The following is a 16,391-nucleotide window of genomic DNA, read 5'->3' as shown; positions in this document are numbered from 1 at the left end:
GTGCTTCTCACCTGGGCTTCCTCCGGTCCGCGCCCCCGTGGCCGCCGGACCCGCCGCGAGCCCCCCGGCGGCCCGCCGCACAGGTTGGTACGGCTGGCGAACACGCTCGAACCGGGCTCGAAGCGATGGCGACCGCGAAGGAACCGGTCGACTTCGATGTCGCCCGCGATCGGTTCCGGCCGGAAGTGGTCCGACACGGGCAAGTTGTCGACGGTGCCGCAGCCGCCGCGACCGCTCTCCTAGCCTCTGTGGACCGAGGGCGCCATGAGCGGATCGCCTGATTCCCGGGTCGCGGACGAAGGGCGGCTGGACGTGGAGCAGATCAGCGGGACGGCGGAGGCCGAACCGAGACGCGGCAGGCCGGGGGACGGGCAGGGTGACGCCGTCGCTGCGCCCGACGGCCCGCCCGGCGGCCCGGCGCGCGGCCCGGTCGAGGGGGTGTGGCGATTCCCGGTGCCCGCCGCCGAGGCCTCGGTGCCGCGCACCAGGCACGCGGTGCGCGACCGCCTGCTGGCCCAGGGCATGGCCGGGGTGCGCTACCAGGAGCTGGTGGACGACCTGCTGCTGATCGTCTCGGAGCTGGTGAGCAACGCGGTGACCCACGCGGCCGAGCTCTCGCCCGAGGTGGTCACCGAGCTGTCGGTACGCGGCGGCTGGGTGCGGGTGTCGGTCGAGGACGGTGACCCGTACCGGCCGAAGGCGCTGGAGAACGACACCGGACGTACCGGTGGGCGCGGCCTGCTGCTGGTGAAGAGCGTCACGCTGCAGGCGGGCGGGGTGTGCGACGTCGAGCGGACCGGGGAGGGCGGCAAGGTCATCTGGGCCTCGCTGCCCGTCCCCCCGGAGTCCGACCGCTGACCGGCCCGCCGGGGCGGGCAGCGCGACCGGAGCGCCTACCAGTCCCGTCCGGCGATCTCCCGGATCCCGGGCAGCGCAGCCTCGAAGACGGTCTCGAACCAGACCGAGAAGGGCCGCTCGGCCCGCAGCTCCCGCAGCTCCTGCGCGGTCACGAAGGCGAAGTCGTCCACCTCGTCCGGGTTCGGCCGGACCGGAGCGGTGACCAGTCCCACGAAGAGGTGGTTCCACTCCCGCTCGATCAGCCCGGAGGCCTCGTCCGGGAGGTCGTAGCGGACGGTGCCGGCCTCGCAGAGCAGGGCCGGGGCGACGCCCAGCTCCTCCGCGGTGCGCCGAGCGGCGGCGACGAAGGGCGGTTCGTCCGGGTACGGGTGGCCGCAGCAGGTGTTCGACCAGACGCCGGGGGAGTGGTACTTGCCCAGGGCCCGGCGCTGGAGCAGCAGGCGGCCCTGGCGGTCGAAGAGGAAGACCGAGAAGGCGCGGTGCAGACGGCCCGGCTGCTGGTGGGCCCAGAGCTTCTCGGCGGTGCCGATCGTGGCGCCCTCGTCGTCGACCAGTTCCAGCAGGATCTCGGTACCGGTGGCCGAGGCGGTCCGGGGGTCGGCCGACACATCGGTCTCCACGTCGAGACCGGTGTCGACCTCGGCGTCGAAGTGTGTCGGCTCGGTCGGCAGACTCTGGGGCATGGGGCCTCTTTCCGGGAGCGGGAGCAACGGGAGCATCGGGTGCGTCCGGCGCACCGGGTGGCGCGCGGCGGACGCAGCGGGGGCACCGGCGCCGGCGTCGGGCTCCAGTCTGCCGTATGGGTGGCACCGGGTAGGGGTCCCACGCACAACCGGGCGGATCATGACCCGGAGGAGAAGGAATTCGGGCAGGGAAGGATCCGGGAAGCCCTCGTAAGGGTCACGAATGTCGCAGAATCGTTCGACGCACGTTCGGGGGGCGTTCGAGCGCCCGGGCCCGGCCGGGCCCCGACGTCGGCCCGCTCCCCGGCGCCGACCGCCGGCCACACCCCCCGGTCACCCCTCCGTCACCGCCCCGTCTCCGGGCGCGTTCGGGCCGGTCGTCCACGTCGCCTACCATCACATACGACACGGTGCCCGGATCTGTGCCGGTACCGGCGCGCCGCTGCCCGGCCGGGTCGCACACCGGTCCGGCGGAGCAGCGCCGCCCCTCGGCACGGTCCGCGCGCACAGCACGACGGATCAGGAGACCCCGCATGATCGGCCTCGTTCTGGCAGCCGGCGCCGGCCGCCGGCTGCGCCCGTACACCGACACCCTGCCCAAGGCGCTGGTGCCGGTCGACGGGGAGCGGACCGTCCTGGACCTCACCCTCGGCAACTTCGCCGAGGTCGGACTGCGCGAGGCCGCGATCGTCGTCGGCTACCGCAAGGAAGCGGTGTACGACCGCAAGGACGCCCTGGAGAGCAAGTACGGCGTCAAGCTCCACCTGGTCGAGAACGACAAGGCCGAGGAGTGGAACAACGCGTACTCGCTCTGGTGCGCCCGCGAGCTGTTCGGCGAGGGCCTGCTGCTGGCCAACGGCGACACCGTCCACCCCGCCTCCGTCCAGCGCACCATGCTGGAGGGCAACCAGCGCCTCCTCGACGGTGGTGCCGCCCCCGGCATCCTGCTCGCCCTCGACACGGTGAAGAAGCTCGCCGACGAGGAGATGAAGGTCGTCGTCGACCCGGCCGCCGGCATGCGCCGCATCACCAAGCTGATGGACCCGTCCGACGCCAGCGGCGAGTACATCGGCGTCACCGTGATCAACCCGTCCGCCGCCGCCGACCTCACCGACGCGCTGCGCGCCACCTACGAGCGCGACCCGCAGCTGTACTACGAGGACGGCTACCAGGAGATGGTCGACCGGGGCCTGCGGATCGACGTGCAGCCGATCGGCGAGGTCTCCTGGGTCGAGGTCGACAACCACGACGACCTGGCGAAGGCGCGGGAGATCGCGTGCCAGTACTGACCCGACTGGTCCCGTCGCCGCTGTTCGTGGAGATCCGCTCGGGCGCGCTGGACGCGCTCGGCGGGATCCTCGCGGACCAGCGGCTGTCGGCCTCGGGCCGGATCGCGGTGGCGATCAGCAACGGCTCCGGCGCGGCCATGCGCCGACGCCTGGAGCCGGCCCTGCCGGGCGCCGACTGGTACAACGTGGACGACGGCAGCCTGGACAGCGCGGTGCGCCTGGCCGAGGCGATGCGCGGCGGGCACTACGACGCGATCGTCGGCCTCGGCGGCGGCAAGATCATCGACGCCGCCAAGTACGCCGCCGCCCGGGTCGGCCTGCCGCTGGTCGCGGTCGCCACCAACCTGGCCCACGACGGCATCTGCTCGCCGGTCTCCACCCTGGACAACGACGCCGGCCGCGGCTCCTACGGGGTGCCCAGTCCGATCGGCATCATCGTCGACCTGGACGTGATCCGGCAGGCCCCGCCGCGCTTCGTCGCGGCCGGCATCGGCGACGTCGTCTCCAACATCTCGGCCTGCGCGGACTGGGAGTTGTCGCAGGCCGTCACCGGCGAGCGGGTGGACGGACTGGCGGTCGCGATGGCCCGCTCGGCGGGCGAGAACCTGCTGCGACACCCAGGAAACACTCAGGATCAGGACCTCCTGACGGCGCTCGCCGAGGCCCTGGTACTGTCCGGCATCGCGATGAACATCGCGGGCAGCACCCGGCCTTCGTCGGGCGCCTGCCACGAGATCTCGCATGCCCTGGACGTGCTGTATCCCAAGCGGTCCGCCCAGCACGGCGAACAGGTCGGCCTCGGCGCCGCCTTCGCCAGCTTCCTGCGGGGCGAACGCGAGCTGACCGGTCTGATCGTGGAGCGCCTGGCGAGCCACGGGCTGCCGGTGACCGCAGCTCAGATCGGTTTCACCGAGGCGGAGTTCACCGAAGCGGTGCACTACGCTCCGAACACCCGCCCGGGACGCTTCACCATCCTTGAGCACCTCGACCTCTCCCCTTCCGCAATCAGGGACGCGTACGCCGACTATGTCCAAGCCGTCAACAGCTGACCCCTCCACCGCGGGTGCCGAACGGCCCCCGGTGGACCTGTCCCGCCGGCCCTCGATCGAGGAGCTGCGCGCGGTGATCCACCCGGAGGGCATGCTCCAGCGCCGCAGCGCCGAGCACTGGGCCGGGCGCCTGTACATGCGGAAGATCTCGCTGCGGATCACCCGCGTGCTCTCCACCGTGACGGCGATCACGCCCAACGGCCTGACCTACCTGATGATGTTCACCGGCATCCTGGCCGGTCTCGCGCTGGTCGTGCCGGGCATCGCGGGCGCGGTCCTGGGCGCCCTGCTGATCCAGGTCTACCTGCTGCTGGACTGCGTCGACGGCGAGGTGGCCCGCTGGCGCCGGCAGACCTCGCTGACCGGTGTCTACCTGGACCGGGTCGGCCACTACATGTCCGAGGCGGCCCTGCTGACCGGTCTCGGCCTGCGCGCCACCGACCTGCTGCACCGCGAGGGCAGCGGCTCCCACTGGGAGTGGGCCTTCCTCGGCACGCTGGCCGCGCTCGGCGCGATCCTCATCAAGTCCGAGACGGACCTGGTGGACGTGGCCCGGGCCCGCAGCGGCCTGACGGCCGTCGAGGACAGCGCCTCGGTGCCCCGCTCGGCCACCGTCGCCAAGGCCCGCCGGGCGGCCTCCCTCCTGAAGTTCCACCGCCTGGTCGGCGCGGTCGAGGCCTCGCTGTTCATCCTCGCCGCCGGGATCGCCGACGCCGTGCACGGCGGGCTCTTCTTCACCCGGCTCGCGGTGGTCGTCCTGGCGGCGATCGCCATGCTGCAGACCGTGCTGCACCTGCTGAGCATCGTCCTGTCGAGCAGGCTGCGATGAGCGACGCGAACACCGCGGAGCGCTTCCGCCTCGGCGCCGTGATCATCACGATGGGCAACCGGCCCGCCGAGCTCAACGCCCTGATCGAGTCCGTCCGCGCCCAGGAGGGCCCCGCGGTCGAGCTGGCCGTGGTCGCCAACGGCGCTCCGCTGCCCCCGCTGCCGGAGGGCGTGCGCACCGTCGAGCTGCCGGAGAACCTCGGCATCCCGGGCGGCCGCAACGTCGGCATCGAGCTGTTCGGCCGGGACGGCCAGGACGTGGACGCCGTCCTCTTCCTGGACGACGACGGCCACCTGCCGCGCACCGACTCCGCCCGGCTGCTGCGCGAAGCCTTCGCCGCCGACCCGGAGTTGGGCATCGTGTCGTTCCGGATCGCCGATCCGGACACCGGGGTCACCCAGCGGCGGCACGTCCCCCGGCTGCGCGCCAGCGACCCGCTGCGCTCCTCCCGGGTGACCACCTTCCTGGGCGGCGCGAGCGCCGTGCGCTGCAAGGTGTTCGAGAAGGCCGGCCAGCTGCCCGCCGAGTTCTTCTACGCCCACGAGGAGACCGACCTCGCGTGGCGTGCGGCGGACGCCGGCTGGGCCATCGACTACCGGGCGGACGTGGTGCTGCACCACCCCACGACGTCCCCGGCCCGGCACGCCACCTACTTCCACAACGTGGCCCGAAACCGGGTGTGGCTCGCGCGGCGGAACCTTCCGGCGTTGTTGGTGCCTCTCTATCTGGGAACCTGGCTTCTGCTCACCCTGGCTCGCCGCCCCTCCCCCGAGGCGCTGAAGGCCTGGTGGAGCGGATTCCGGGCGGGCTGGCGCGAACCCTGCGGTCCGCGACGGCCCATGCGATGGCGTACCGTTTGGCAACTGACCAGGCTGGGCCGACCACCGATCATCTGATCTGATCGAATGATCGATCGCTGCGGCCGGTGACCACACACCGGCCGGCTCCCCCGAGATCCCAGTGGATCCCCATCGGCGCACGGCCGGCGGACCCCCGTCGACCGGCCGCCCCGACCGATCCCGCGTGAAGGACGAATGTGTCGACAGTGAGTGAACCCGTCAGCCTCTCAACCCCCAGGGGGGTGGACGCGGGCCTGACCGCCAAGCAGCTCGCGGACAAGTACGGTCTGTCGGTGAGCGGCGCCCGTCCGGGTCTGTTCGCCTACACCAAGCAGCTCTGGGCCCGGCGCCACTTCATCTGGGCCTTCGCCACCGCCCGCCTGGTGGCCCAGTACACCGACGCCAAGCTCGGCCAGCTGTGGCAGGTCGTGACCCCGCTGCTCAACTGCGCGGTCTTCTACCTGGTCTTCGGCGTGATCCTGTCGAGCAAGGACGGCTTCCCGCCGGACACCTACATCGCCTGGCTCTGCATCGGCGTCTTCGTGTTCCAGTTCACCCAGAACGCGGTGCAGTCCGGTACCCGGGCGATCTCCGACAACCTCGGCCTGATCCGGGCGCTGCACTTCCCCCGTGCCAGCCTGCCGATCGCCTTCACCGTGATCCAGCTCCAGCAGCTGCTGATCTCGATGGTCGTGCTGGTCGTGACCGTCCTGGCCAGCGGCATCGCCCCGGGCAAGACCTGGCTGCTGATCGTCCCGGCGCTGATCCTGCAGACCCTGTTCAACACCGGCATCTCCCTGATCATGGCCCGGATCGGCGCCAAGACCAGCGACATCTCCCAGCTGATCCCGTTCGTGATGCGCGCGTGGATGTTCCTCTCCGGCGTGATGTTCAGCATCCAGGACCGCGTCCACAAGTGGCCGCACTACATCCAGGTGATCTGCAACATCAACCCGGCCTCGGTCTACATGGACCTGCTGCGGCACGCCTTCGCGCCGATCATCTACAACCCGCACCAGAACCCCCACCAGTCCCTGCCGCCGCACCAGTGGGTGTACGGCCTCGCCTGGGGCATCGGGATGTTCGTCATCGGATACGTCTTCTTCTGGAAGGCCGAGGAGGAGTACGGCCGTGGCTGACGTCGACCTGAGCAAGAACGACAACGTCCGGGACACGGACGTGGCCCGCGAGCCCACCGTCGTCGTCGACGACGTGCACATCGTCTACCGGGTGCACGGCGCCGGCTCCGGCAAGGGCAGCGCCACCTCGGCGCTGAGCCGCATCCTCAGCCGCAGGCGCGCCGCCGGCGTGCGCGAGGTGCACGCGGTCAAGGGCATCAGCTTCACCGCGTACAAGGGTGAGGCGATCGGCCTGATCGGCTCCAACGGCTCCGGCAAGTCGACCATGCTGGCCGCCATCGCGGGCCTGCTGCCGACCGAGAAGGGCGGCATCTACACCAACGGCCAGCCCTCGCTGCTGGGCGTCAACGCCGCGCTGATGAACGAGCTCACCGGCGAGCGCAACGTCGTCCTGGGCTGCCTGGCGATGGGGATGTCCCCGGCCGACGTGCGGGCGCGCTACCAGGACATCGTCGAGTTCTCCGGCATCAACGACAAGGGCGACTTCATCTCCCTGCCGATGCGCACCTACTCCTCCGGCATGGGCGCCCGCCTGCGCTTCTCGATCGCCGCGGCGAAGACCCACGACGTGCTGCTGATCGACGAGGCCCTGGCCACCGGTGACCAGGCCTTCCAGCAGCGCAGCAAGCGGCGCATCGACGAACTGCGCGGCTCCGCCGGTACGGTCTTCCTGGTCAGCCACGACAACAACTCGATCCGCGAGGTCTGCGAGCGGACCATCTGGATCGAGGCCGGCGAGCTGGTCATGGACGGCCCGACCGACGAGGTCGTCGGCCGCTACGAGCGCGGCGAGCGCCCGTAGCACCGGCGACCCGCGGTGCTCGCACGAGCCACTCCCGCCACCAGGGCCGGTTCCGGAACCTCCGGAGCCGGCCCTGCGGCTTGCCCCGCCGGTTCCCCGTTGTTGCCCCGGGTGGCCGCCGCCGCGGGGGTGAGCGCCCCGGTCCGGCGGGCGGGGCGCTCTTCTCCGGCGCGCCCCGGGGTGTCAGGCTGGTAGTCGCGGGGGCGGTGTGCCGTGCGTGACGCCCGCGCTCGGACGCGTGTCCGAGTCGGGCCGGTGGTACCCAGCGGTGTAGAACGGGGGAGTGACAGCAGTGTCGGCTTCGGCCCAGCCCAGTGATACGCCGGTGAACCGTTCCGCGGGTCAGACCCTCAAGAAGGCGGGGGCCGAGAACTTCCCGGTCGCCCCGTTCTTCCTGCCCGCGGCCTGGCGCGACGACCTGATGGCGGTGTACGGCTTCGCCCGCCTCGTCGACGACGCCGGCGACGGCGACCTGGCCGACCCGGCCGCCACCGCCCGCCTGCTCGGGGTCGAACGGATGCCCCCGGCCACCCCTTCGGAGCAGTCCGGCCCGCCGACCGCGCACGAGGTCGCCTTCCGCCTCGCCCTGCTCGACGGCCTGGAGCACGACCTCGACCGGGTCTTCGAGAGCGCGCTGCACCCCTCCGGCGCCGAGGCCCCCCGCCACCCGCTGATGCGGGCCCTTGTCCCGCTGGTCGACCGGCACGGCCTGACCCCCGAGCCGTTCCGCCGTCTGATCGAGGCCAACCGGGTGGACCAGACCACCACCAGCTACGCCACGTACGACGACCTGCTCGACTACTGCACCCTCTCCGCCGACCCCGTCGGCCGCCTCGTCCTGGCCATCGCGGGCGTCTCCACCCCCGAGCGGATCGAACTCTCCGACGCCGTCTGCAGCGCCCTTCAGGTGGTCGAACACCTGCAGGACGTCGCCGAGGACCTGCGCCGCGGCCGGATCTACCTCCCCGCCGAGGACCTGGAGCGCTTCGGCGTGACCGAGGCGGACCTCGCCGCCCCCTCCGCCGACGGCGCGGTACGGGAGCTGATCGCCTTCGAGGTGGAGCGGGCCCGCACCCTGCTCGATCACGGCGCACCATTGGTAGGTACGGTTCGGGGGAGGCTTCGACTGCTCCTGGCGGGATTCACCGCCGGCGGGTACGCGGCCCTGGCGGCCGTCGAGGCCGCCGGGTACGACGTGCTCGCCCGACAGGCGAAGCCGGACAAGCGCCGCCTCGCAGCGAAGGCGGCGGCCATCTTCGCGAAGGGAAGGTGAACGCCCGAGTGGCGGCATCACCACTGGCGTCGGCCCAGGTCATGGCGGCGTACCGGTACTGCGAGGCAGTCACCGGTCTGCAGGCGCGCAACTTCAGCTACGGCATCCGGCTGCTGCCCGAACCCAAGCGGCTGGCCATGTCGGCCCTGTACGCCCTGGCCCGCCGGGTGGACGACATCGGCGACGGCGACCTCCCGTCCGACCGGAAGGCCGAGGCGCTGCTGCGCACCCGGGAACTGGTGGACGAGGTCCGTTCCGGGGTGGTCGCCGAGGACGACACCGACCCGATCAAGGTCGCCCTGGCCGACACGGCCCGGCGCTTCCCGATCCCGCTCGGCGGCTTCGACGAGCTGATCGACGGCGTCGAGATGGACCTCAAGGGCGCCGAGTACCAGACGTACGAGGAGCTGAAGGTCTACTGCCGCTGCGTCGCCGGGGCGATCGGCCGGCTCTCGCTGGGCGTCTACGGCTGCGACGACCCCGAGCTCGGGGCGCGCCACGCGGACACCCTGGGCCTGGCGCTGCAGCTCACCAACATCCTGCGCGACCTGCGCGAGGACGCCCTGAACGGCCGCACCTACCTGCCCACCGAGGACCTGGTCCGGTTCGGCTGCGAGCAGGGCTTCGCGCTGGCCAAGCCGCCCGCCGGAGCGGACTTCACCGGCCTGGTGGCCTTCGAGGCCGCCCGCGCCCAGGCCGCCTTCGAGGAGGGCCTGCGGCTGCTGCCGATGCTCGACCGCCGCAGCCGCGCCTGCACCGCCGCGATGGCCGGGATCTACCACCGGCTGCTCGGCCGGATCGCCGCCGATCCCGAGTCGGTGCTGCGCGGCCGGGTCTCGCTGCCGGGCTGGGAGAAGGCGTACGTGGCGCTTTCCGGGCTCGCCGGGGGGCGTTCTTGATTCTCGCCACAGTTCTGTCACGCTGTGTCAGCGGGGAATCACGTGCGGGTAGTTCCGTGTTGACCGAACGAGTACCGGCTTCAGCGACCGCCCCCCGGCGGTCCAGCGACTGCGAGGGGGAGGGCCGATGACCGGGCGAGCCGATGCCGCGCGCCCGGCCGCCATCGTGGTCGGCGGCGGTCTGGCCGGGATCACCGCAGCGCTGCGCCTGGCCGAGGCCGGTCACCGGGTCACCCTCGCCGAGGGCCGCCCCCGGCTCGGCGGTCTGGCGTTCTCCTTCCGCCGCGGCGAGCTCACCGTCGACAACGGCCAGCACGTCTACCTGCGCTGCTGCACCGCCTACCGCGGCCTGCTGGAGCGGCTCGGCGCCACCCGCCTGGTCCACCTCCAGGACCGCCTCGACGTCCCGGTGCTCTCCGTCACCGGCCCCGACGACGCCCCGGTGCGGACCCTGGGCCGGCTGCGGCGGGTCGGCCTGCCCGTCCCCCTGCACCTGGCCGCCAGCCTCGCGCGCTACCCGCACCTGTCCCCGGCCGACCGCGCCCGGGTGGTGCGCGGCGCGCTCGCCCTGAAGGGCCTGGACCTCGCCGACCCGGCGCTGGACCGGATCTCCTTCGGCGAGTGGCTGCGCCGCAACGGGCAGAACGCCGCCACCCAGGCGGCCCTGTGGGACCTGGTCGGCGTCGCCACCCTGAACGGGCGGGCCGACCAGGTGTCGATGGCGCTCGCGGCGAAGGTGTTCCAGACCGGCCTGCTCTCCGACCCCGGCGCCGCCGACATCGGCATCGCCGCCGCTCCGCTGGGCGCGATCCACCACGACCGGGCGCTCGCCGAGCTGGAGCGGGCCGGCGTGACGGTGCTGCTGCGCGCCCGGGTGGCCGAGCTCAAGCCGGCCGCGCCGCAGCACGCCGTCCGCCTGGAGGGCGGGGAGCTGCTCACCGCCGACACCGTCGTCCTGGCCGGCGCCCAGGACAGCGCGGCCGCCCTGCTGCCGCCGAACGCCTTCCCGGGCCAGGAACGGCTCGCCGGGTTCGGCACCACGCCGATCCTCAACGTGCACGTGATCTACGACCGCAAGCTGCTGCGCCGGCCGTTCTTCGCAGCCCTCGGCTCCCCGGTCCAGTGGGTCTTCGACCGCACGGCGCACTCCGGCCTGGCCGCCACCGAGCTCGGTCGGGCCCACCCGGGCGCCCAGTACCTGGCCCTCTCGCAGTCGGCCGTGCAGGACGAGATCGACCTGCCCGTCGCCGAGCTGCGCAGCCGCTACCTGCCCGAGCTGGAACGGCTGCTGCCGGCCGCGGCGGGGGCCCGGGTGCTCGACTTCTTCGTCACCCGCGAGCGCACCGCGACCTTCGACCCGGCCCCGGGCAGCGGAGCGCTGCGTCCGTCGGCCCGCACCGAGGTGCCCGGTCTGCTGCTGGCCGGCTCGTGGACGGCCACCGGCTGGCCCGCGACCATGGAGGGCGCCGTGCGCAGCGGCCACGCCGCCGCCGACGCCGCGCTCGCCGCCGGCACCCGGGTGCCGGTGGACCGCGGCGACGGGAGGTGGCCCAGGTGACGGCGGGCCGCGCCGCCGGAGAGCCCGCCAGAGCCGACGGGCGTACCGTCGTGCGCATCGGCGGAATCCACGGAACCGGCGACGCCGGCCGGAACGGCCGGACCGACACCTCCGGCACGTCCGGCACGTCCGGCACCGGCACCACACGAATCGACACCAGCCGCACCGGCAGCACCCGGCCGCCCCGTGCGGTCCGGCACCACGAGGGAGAGGGAACGCACGTGGAGTCACGCACCGGCTTCGCCGTCGGAGGCACGGCGCACGCCGAACCGGTCTCGGTGCCGGAGCTGCTCGCCCGCAGCCGTACGCTCTGCACGCCGCCGCTACGGGCCGCCGTCGCCCGTTTGGCCGCACCGATGGACACCGTCGCGGCCTATCACTTCGGCTGGATCGACCGGGACGGCACACCGGTCGCGGGTGACGGCGGCAAGGCCGTGCGCCCTGCGCTGGCCCTGCTGTCGGCCCAGGCCACCGGTGCGGCGGCCGAGGCGGGGGTGCCCGGCGGGGTCGCTGTTGAACTGGTGCACAACTTCTCCCTGCTCCATGATGATCTGATGGACGGTGACGAGACCCGGCGGCACCGGGCCACCGCGTGGACGGTCTTCGGGCCGGCCCAGGCGATCCTGGTCGGCGACGCCCTGGCGACGCTCGGCACGGAGGTGCTGCTCGACGCCGCGGTGACGGGCGGCGCCAGCCCCACCGACGCCGCGCGCGCCGTCCGGCTGCTCACCACGGCGACCCGCCGGCTGATCGACGGCCAGGCCAGGGACGTCGCCTTCGAACAGCGCGACACTGTGACCGTCGCGGAGTGCCTGGAGATGGAGGGCGGAAAGACGGCGGCCCTGCTGGCCGCCGCGTCGGCGATCGGCGCCGTCCTGGCCGGGGCCGACGACAAGGTCTCCGACTCCCTCCAGCGCTACGGCCACCACCTGGGGCTGGCCTTCCAGGCGGTGGACGACCTGCTCGGCATCTGGGGCGCCACCGAGGTCACCGGCAAGCCGCACTGGGGAGACCTGCGCCAGCGCAAGAAGTCCCTGCCGGTCGCCGCCGCCCTGGCCGAGGGCGGTCAGGCCTCGCGCCGGCTCGCCGAGCAACTGGCCGACCCGAAGGGGCGCGGGGAGGAGAGCGAGCCCGAGCTCGCCGCCCGGGCCGCGCTGATCGAGGAAGCCGGCGGCCGCGCATGGACCCAGGAGGAGGCCCGCCGCCAGCACACGACTGCCCTCGCCGCCCTGGACGAGGTGCCCATGTCCGACGAGGTGCGCGAGCACTTCGTCGCACTCGCCGAATTCGTGGTGGTACGAGAGAGGTGACGTTACGTTGACAGCAACCGCGGACGGCCGGCTCGACCCTGAGTACGATCCCGAGCCGGTCGCGGTGGGCGACCGCCCCCCGGCCCTGCTGGGCACGGGGCGGTGGCAGCCCGAGGACGCCGACCAGCTCCGGCCGGCCGGTGAGGCGGACCTCCGACCGGCCGACGCGCGGGAGGCCCTGGCCCGCGCCACCACCCACCTGCTCTCCCTGCAGTCCTCCGAGGGCTGGTGGAAGGGTGACCTGGAGACCAACGTCACCATGGACGCCGAGGATTTACTGCTCCGCCAGTTCCTCGGAATCCGGACCGAAGAACAGACGAACGCCACCGCCGAGTGGATCCGCTCCCAGCAGCGTGAGGACGGCACCTGGTCCACGTTCCACGGTGGGCCGCCCGAACTGTCCACCACCGTCGAGGCGTACGTCGCGCTCAGACTGGCCGGCGACGACCCGACCGCCCCGCACATGGCCGCCGCCGCCCGCTACGTCCGCTCCGCGGGGGGCATCGCGGCCGCCCGGGTGTTCACCCGGATCTGGCTCGCACTGTTCGGCTGGTGGCCCTGGGACCGGCTGCCCGAGATGCCGCCCGAGATCATCTTCCTGCCCAAGTGGCTGCCGCTGAACATCTACGCCTTCGGCTGCTGGGCCCGCCAGACCATCGTCCCGCTGACCGTCGTCTCGGCCCACCGGCCCGTCCGTCCGGCGCCCTTCCCGCTCACCGAGCTGCACACCGACCCGGACAACCCCTACCCCGAACGGCCGCTCGCCCCCGCCACCACCTGGGACGGCCTGTTCGAGCGCCTCGACAAGGCACTGCACGCCTACCACCGCCGGGCCGTCCGCCCGCTGCGCCGCCTGGCCGTCTCCCAGGCCTGCCGCTGGATCGTCGAACGGCAGGAGGCCGACGGCTGCTGGGGCGGCATCCAGCCCCCCGCCGTCTACTCGCTGATCGCCCTGCACCTGGAGGGCTACGAGCTGGAGCACCCGGTGGTGCAGGCCGGGCTCCGCTCCTTCGACCGCTTCACCGTGCACACCGAGGACGGCAAGCGCTGGCTGGAGGCCTGCCAGTCCCCGGTCTGGGACACCTGCCTGGCCACCATCGCGCTGGTCGACGCCGGGGTGCCCGCCGACCACCCGGCGCTGGTCTCCGCCGTCGACTGGATGCTCGGCGAGGAGATCCGCAAGCGCGGCGACTGGGCCGTCCAGCGGCCCGGGCTCCCGGCCGGCGGCTGGGCCTTCGAGTTCGAGAACGACACCTACCCCGACATCGACGACACCGCCGAGGTGGTCCTGGCGCTGCGCCGGGTGGACCACCCCGACCCGGCCAAGGTCGACGCGGCGGTGGACCGCGGCGTCCTGTGGAACCTCGGCATGCAGTCCAAGAACGGCGCCTGGGGCGCCTTCGACGTCGACAACACCAGCACGCTGCCCAACAAGCTGCCGTTCTGCGACTTCGGCGAGGTGGTCGACCCGCCGTCCGCCGACGTCACCGCCCACGTGGTGGAGATGCTCGCCGAGACCGGCCGCGCCCGTGACCCCCGGACCCGGCGCGGCATCGAGTGGCTGCTGCGCAACCAGGAGGCGGACGGCTCCTGGTTCGGCCGCTGGGGCACCAACTACATCTACGGCACCGGCTCGGTGCTGCCCGCGCTGGTCGCGGCCGGCGTCCCGGACGAGCACCCGGCGATCCGCCGGGCGGTGCGCTGGCTGGAGGACCGGCAGAACACCGACGGCGGCTGGGGCGAGGACATGCGCTCCTACGACGACCCGGCGCGCTGGGCCGGCCGCGGCGACTCCACCGCCTCGCAGACCGCGTGGGCCCTGATGGCGCTGCTGGCGGCCGGCGAGGGCCCGGACGGCCGCGCCAACCCGGCGGTGGAGCGCGGCGTGGACTGGCTGGTGCGCACCCAGCTGCCCGAGGGCACCTGGGACGAGCCACAGTTCACCGGCACCGGCTTCCCCTGGGACTTCTCCATCAACTACCACCTGTACCGACTGGTCTTCCCGGTCACCGCGCTCGGCCGCTACCTCCACGGCAGCCCGGGTACGGGACGGGCGACCGGCACACCGACGATCGGGGCGGCGCGGTGACCACCGCCCCCCTGCTGGTGCTCTGCGCACTGGGCCCCGAGGTCTGGGCCCTGCGCGGCGGTGACTGGCGCGGCTCGACCGGCGGACCCCCGGTGCTGGTGCGCACCGGGGTCGGCCGGCGGCGCGCCGGGCTGACCGTGCGACGGCTGCTCGGCTCCGCCCCCGGCGGCTACGGCGCGGTCGTCGTGGCCGGCTTCGGCGCCGCGCTCGGCCCCGGCGTGCAGCCCGGCGACGTCGTCGCGGCCGACGGCGTGCGCGACGCGGAGGGGCACCTCTACCCGGTCGACTCCGGGCCGGAGCTCACCCGGGTGCTGAAGGACCGCGGCCTGACCGTGCACACCGGGGTGCACCACACCGCCGACCACGTGGTGCGCGGCATCGAGCGCCGGGCACTGCACCTGCAGGGCGCGCTCGCCGTCGACATGGAGGCCGCCGCCGTCCTGGCCGCGCTTCGCGAGGTGCGGCCCGCGCTGCCCGCGGCCGTCCTGCGGGTGGTGGTCGACACCCCCGAGCACGAGCTGCTGCGGCCCGGCACCCTCCCGGCCGGGGTGCGGGCCTGGCGGACCCTGCGGGCGACCGTCCCCGCCCTGGTCGACTGGTACCGGCAGGAGCTCGCGCCCCGGCAGGAGCTCGCACTCCGCCCCGCAGACCTGAACCACCCCACATCCTCGACGCTCCCCCAGGAGGCGAGCTAGCCATGGCCATGCCGTTGCGCCAGACCGTGCGGGTCGGCACCTACCTCATGCAGCAGAAGCTGCTCAAGCGACGGGACAAGTTCCCGCTGATCGTGGAGCTGGAACCGCTGTTCGCCTGCAACCTCGCCTGCGAGGGCTGCGGCAAGATCCAGCACCCGGCGGGCGTCCTGAAGCAGCGGATGCCCGTCGCCCAGGCGGTGGGCGCGGTCCTGGAGTCGGGTGCCCCGATGGTCTCGATCGCCGGCGGCGAGCCACTGATGCACCCGCAGATCGACGAGATCGTCCGCCAGCTGGTCGAGCGGCGCAAGTACGTGTTCCTGTGCACCAACGCGCTGCTGATGCGCAAGAAGATGGACAAGTTCACGCCCTCGCCGTACTTCACCTTCGCCGTGCACATCGACGGCCTGCGCGAGCGGCACGACGAGTCGGTGGCCAAGGAGGGCACCTTCGACGAGGCGGTGGCGGCGATCAAGGAGGCCAAGCGGCGCGGCTTCCGGGTCACCACCAACAGCACCTTCTTCAACACCGACACCCCGCAGACCGTCATCGACGTCCTGGACTACCTCAACGACGAGCTGAAGGTGGACGAGATGATGATCTCGCCCGCCTACGCCTACGAGAAGGCCCCCGACCAGGAGCACTTCCTCGGCGTCGAGCAGACCCGGGAGCTGTTCCGCAAGGCCTTCGCCGGCGGCAACCGCAGGCGCTGGCGGCTCAATCACAGCCCGCTCTTCCTGGACTTCCTGGAGGGCAAGGCCGACTTCGAGTGCACCCCCTGGGGCATCCCCAACTACTCGCTGTTCGGCTGGCAGCGGCCCTGCTACCTGATGGCCGACGGCTACGTGCAGACCTACCGCGAGCTGGTCGAGACGACCGACTGGAGCAAGTACGGCCGCGGCAAGGACCCGCGCTGCGCCAACTGCATGGCCCACTGCGGCTACGAGCCGACGGCCGTCCTCGCGACCATGGGCTCGCTGCAGCAGTCGCTGCGCGCCATCACCGAGACCGTCAGCGGCAACAAGGGCCGCTGAGACGGGAGTTGACCGCCAGGTCGGCACCCCGGCCCGGGCCTCCGCGCC

The 16,391-nt window shown here is 72.9% G+C and carries 15 protein-coding genes; 14 read left to right on the top strand and 1 reads right to left on the bottom strand.

The window, feature by feature from the left end:
* The first annotated feature begins 264 nt into the window (after window positions 1-264).
* Window positions 265-858 (top strand): ATP-binding protein, encoded by a 594-nt coding sequence (locus ABTY56_RS04360; protein WP_350626402.1) that lies wholly within the window; start codon window positions 265-267, stop codon window positions 856-858.
* A gap of 35 nt (window positions 859-893) precedes the next feature.
* Here ABTY56_RS04360 and idi read toward each other — a convergent pair whose 3' ends face one another.
* Entirely contained in the window at window positions 894-1,541 is a 648-nt protein-coding gene (idi, locus tag ABTY56_RS04355) for an isopentenyl-diphosphate Delta-isomerase (RefSeq protein ID WP_350626400.1), read from the bottom strand.
* Window positions 1,542-2,074: 533 nt separating this feature from the next.
* Between idi and ABTY56_RS04350 the strand changes: the two genes are divergently transcribed.
* The 13 genes from ABTY56_RS04350 to hpnH all read left to right on the top strand — a co-directional run bounded on the left by ABTY56_RS04350 (window position 2,075) and on the right by hpnH (window position 16,343).
* Window positions 2,075-2,830: a phosphocholine cytidylyltransferase family protein gene (locus tag ABTY56_RS04350; RefSeq protein ID WP_350626398.1), complete on the top strand. Its 756-nt coding sequence runs from the start codon at window positions 2,075-2,077 to the stop codon at window positions 2,828-2,830.
* Entirely contained in the window at window positions 2,818-3,879 is a 1,062-nt protein-coding gene (locus tag ABTY56_RS04345) for an iron-containing alcohol dehydrogenase family protein (RefSeq protein WP_350626396.1), read from the top strand. Before ABTY56_RS04350 ends, ABTY56_RS04345 begins: the two co-directional genes overlap by 13 nt.
* Window positions 3,880-3,970: 91 nt before the next feature.
* On the top strand, window positions 3,971-4,708 hold the full coding sequence (locus tag ABTY56_RS04340; RefSeq protein WP_350626651.1) for a CDP-alcohol phosphatidyltransferase family protein: 738 nt from the start codon (window positions 3,971-3,973) through the stop codon (window positions 4,706-4,708).
* Entirely contained in the window at window positions 4,705-5,604 is a 900-nt protein-coding gene (locus ABTY56_RS04335; RefSeq protein WP_350626394.1) for a glycosyltransferase family 2 protein, read from the top strand. Before ABTY56_RS04340 ends, ABTY56_RS04335 begins: the two co-directional genes overlap by 4 nt.
* Before the next feature lie 140 nt (window positions 5,605-5,744).
* Window positions 5,745-6,686 carry an ABC transporter permease gene (locus ABTY56_RS04330; protein ID WP_350626392.1) on the top strand — a complete coding sequence of 314 codons (942 nt, stop codon included), beginning with the start codon at window positions 5,745-5,747 and terminating at the stop codon, window positions 6,684-6,686.
* Window positions 6,679-7,488, top strand: a complete 810-nt coding sequence (locus ABTY56_RS04325) for an ABC transporter ATP-binding protein (RefSeq protein ID WP_350626390.1) — start codon at window positions 6,679-6,681, stop codon at window positions 7,486-7,488. The genes ABTY56_RS04330 and ABTY56_RS04325 overlap by 8 nt, the downstream gene beginning before the upstream one ends.
* Window positions 7,489-7,813: 325 nt before the next feature.
* On the top strand, window positions 7,814-8,761 hold the full coding sequence (gene hpnC, locus ABTY56_RS04320; RefSeq protein WP_350626388.1) for a squalene synthase HpnC: 948 nt from the start codon (window positions 7,814-7,816) through the stop codon (window positions 8,759-8,761).
* Window positions 8,762-8,802: 41 nt separating this feature from the next.
* The gene (hpnD, locus tag ABTY56_RS04315) at window positions 8,803-9,660 is read left to right on the top strand and encodes a presqualene diphosphate synthase HpnD (RefSeq protein ID WP_350626649.1); all 858 of its coding nucleotides are present in this window, start codon (window positions 8,803-8,805) and stop codon (window positions 9,658-9,660) included.
* A 127-nt stretch (window positions 9,661-9,787) separates the two neighbouring features.
* Window positions 9,788-11,218 (top strand): hydroxysqualene dehydroxylase HpnE, encoded by a 1,431-nt coding sequence (hpnE, locus tag ABTY56_RS04310; RefSeq protein ID WP_350626386.1) that lies wholly within the window; start codon window positions 9,788-9,790, stop codon window positions 11,216-11,218.
* A gap of 221 nt (window positions 11,219-11,439) precedes the next feature.
* Window positions 11,440-12,528, top strand: coding sequence for a polyprenyl synthetase family protein (locus ABTY56_RS04305; protein WP_502893018.1), 1,089 nt, complete (start codon window positions 11,440-11,442; stop codon window positions 12,526-12,528).
* Between the two features lie 7 nt (window positions 12,529-12,535).
* Entirely contained in the window at window positions 12,536-14,617 is a 2,082-nt protein-coding gene (shc, locus tag ABTY56_RS04300) for a squalene--hopene cyclase (protein WP_502893017.1), read from the top strand.
* A complete protein-coding gene (locus ABTY56_RS04295; protein ID WP_350626384.1) occupies window positions 14,614-15,312 on the top strand; it encodes a 5'-methylthioadenosine/S-adenosylhomocysteine nucleosidase family protein in 699 nt (232 codons plus the stop codon). Before shc ends, ABTY56_RS04295 begins: the two co-directional genes overlap by 4 nt.
* 2 nt (window positions 15,313-15,314) lie before the next feature.
* The gene (hpnH, locus tag ABTY56_RS04290; protein ID WP_350626382.1) at window positions 15,315-16,343 is read left to right on the top strand and encodes an adenosyl-hopene transferase HpnH; all 1,029 of its coding nucleotides are present in this window, start codon (window positions 15,315-15,317) and stop codon (window positions 16,341-16,343) included.
* Window positions 16,344-16,391: the final 48 nt, after the last annotated feature.

The organism is Kitasatospora sp. NPDC097691 (assembly GCF_040302665.1).
Lineage (GTDB): Bacteria > Actinomycetota > Actinomycetes > Streptomycetales > Streptomycetaceae > Kitasatospora.
This window is presented reverse-complemented; position numbering and strand designations above follow the sequence as displayed.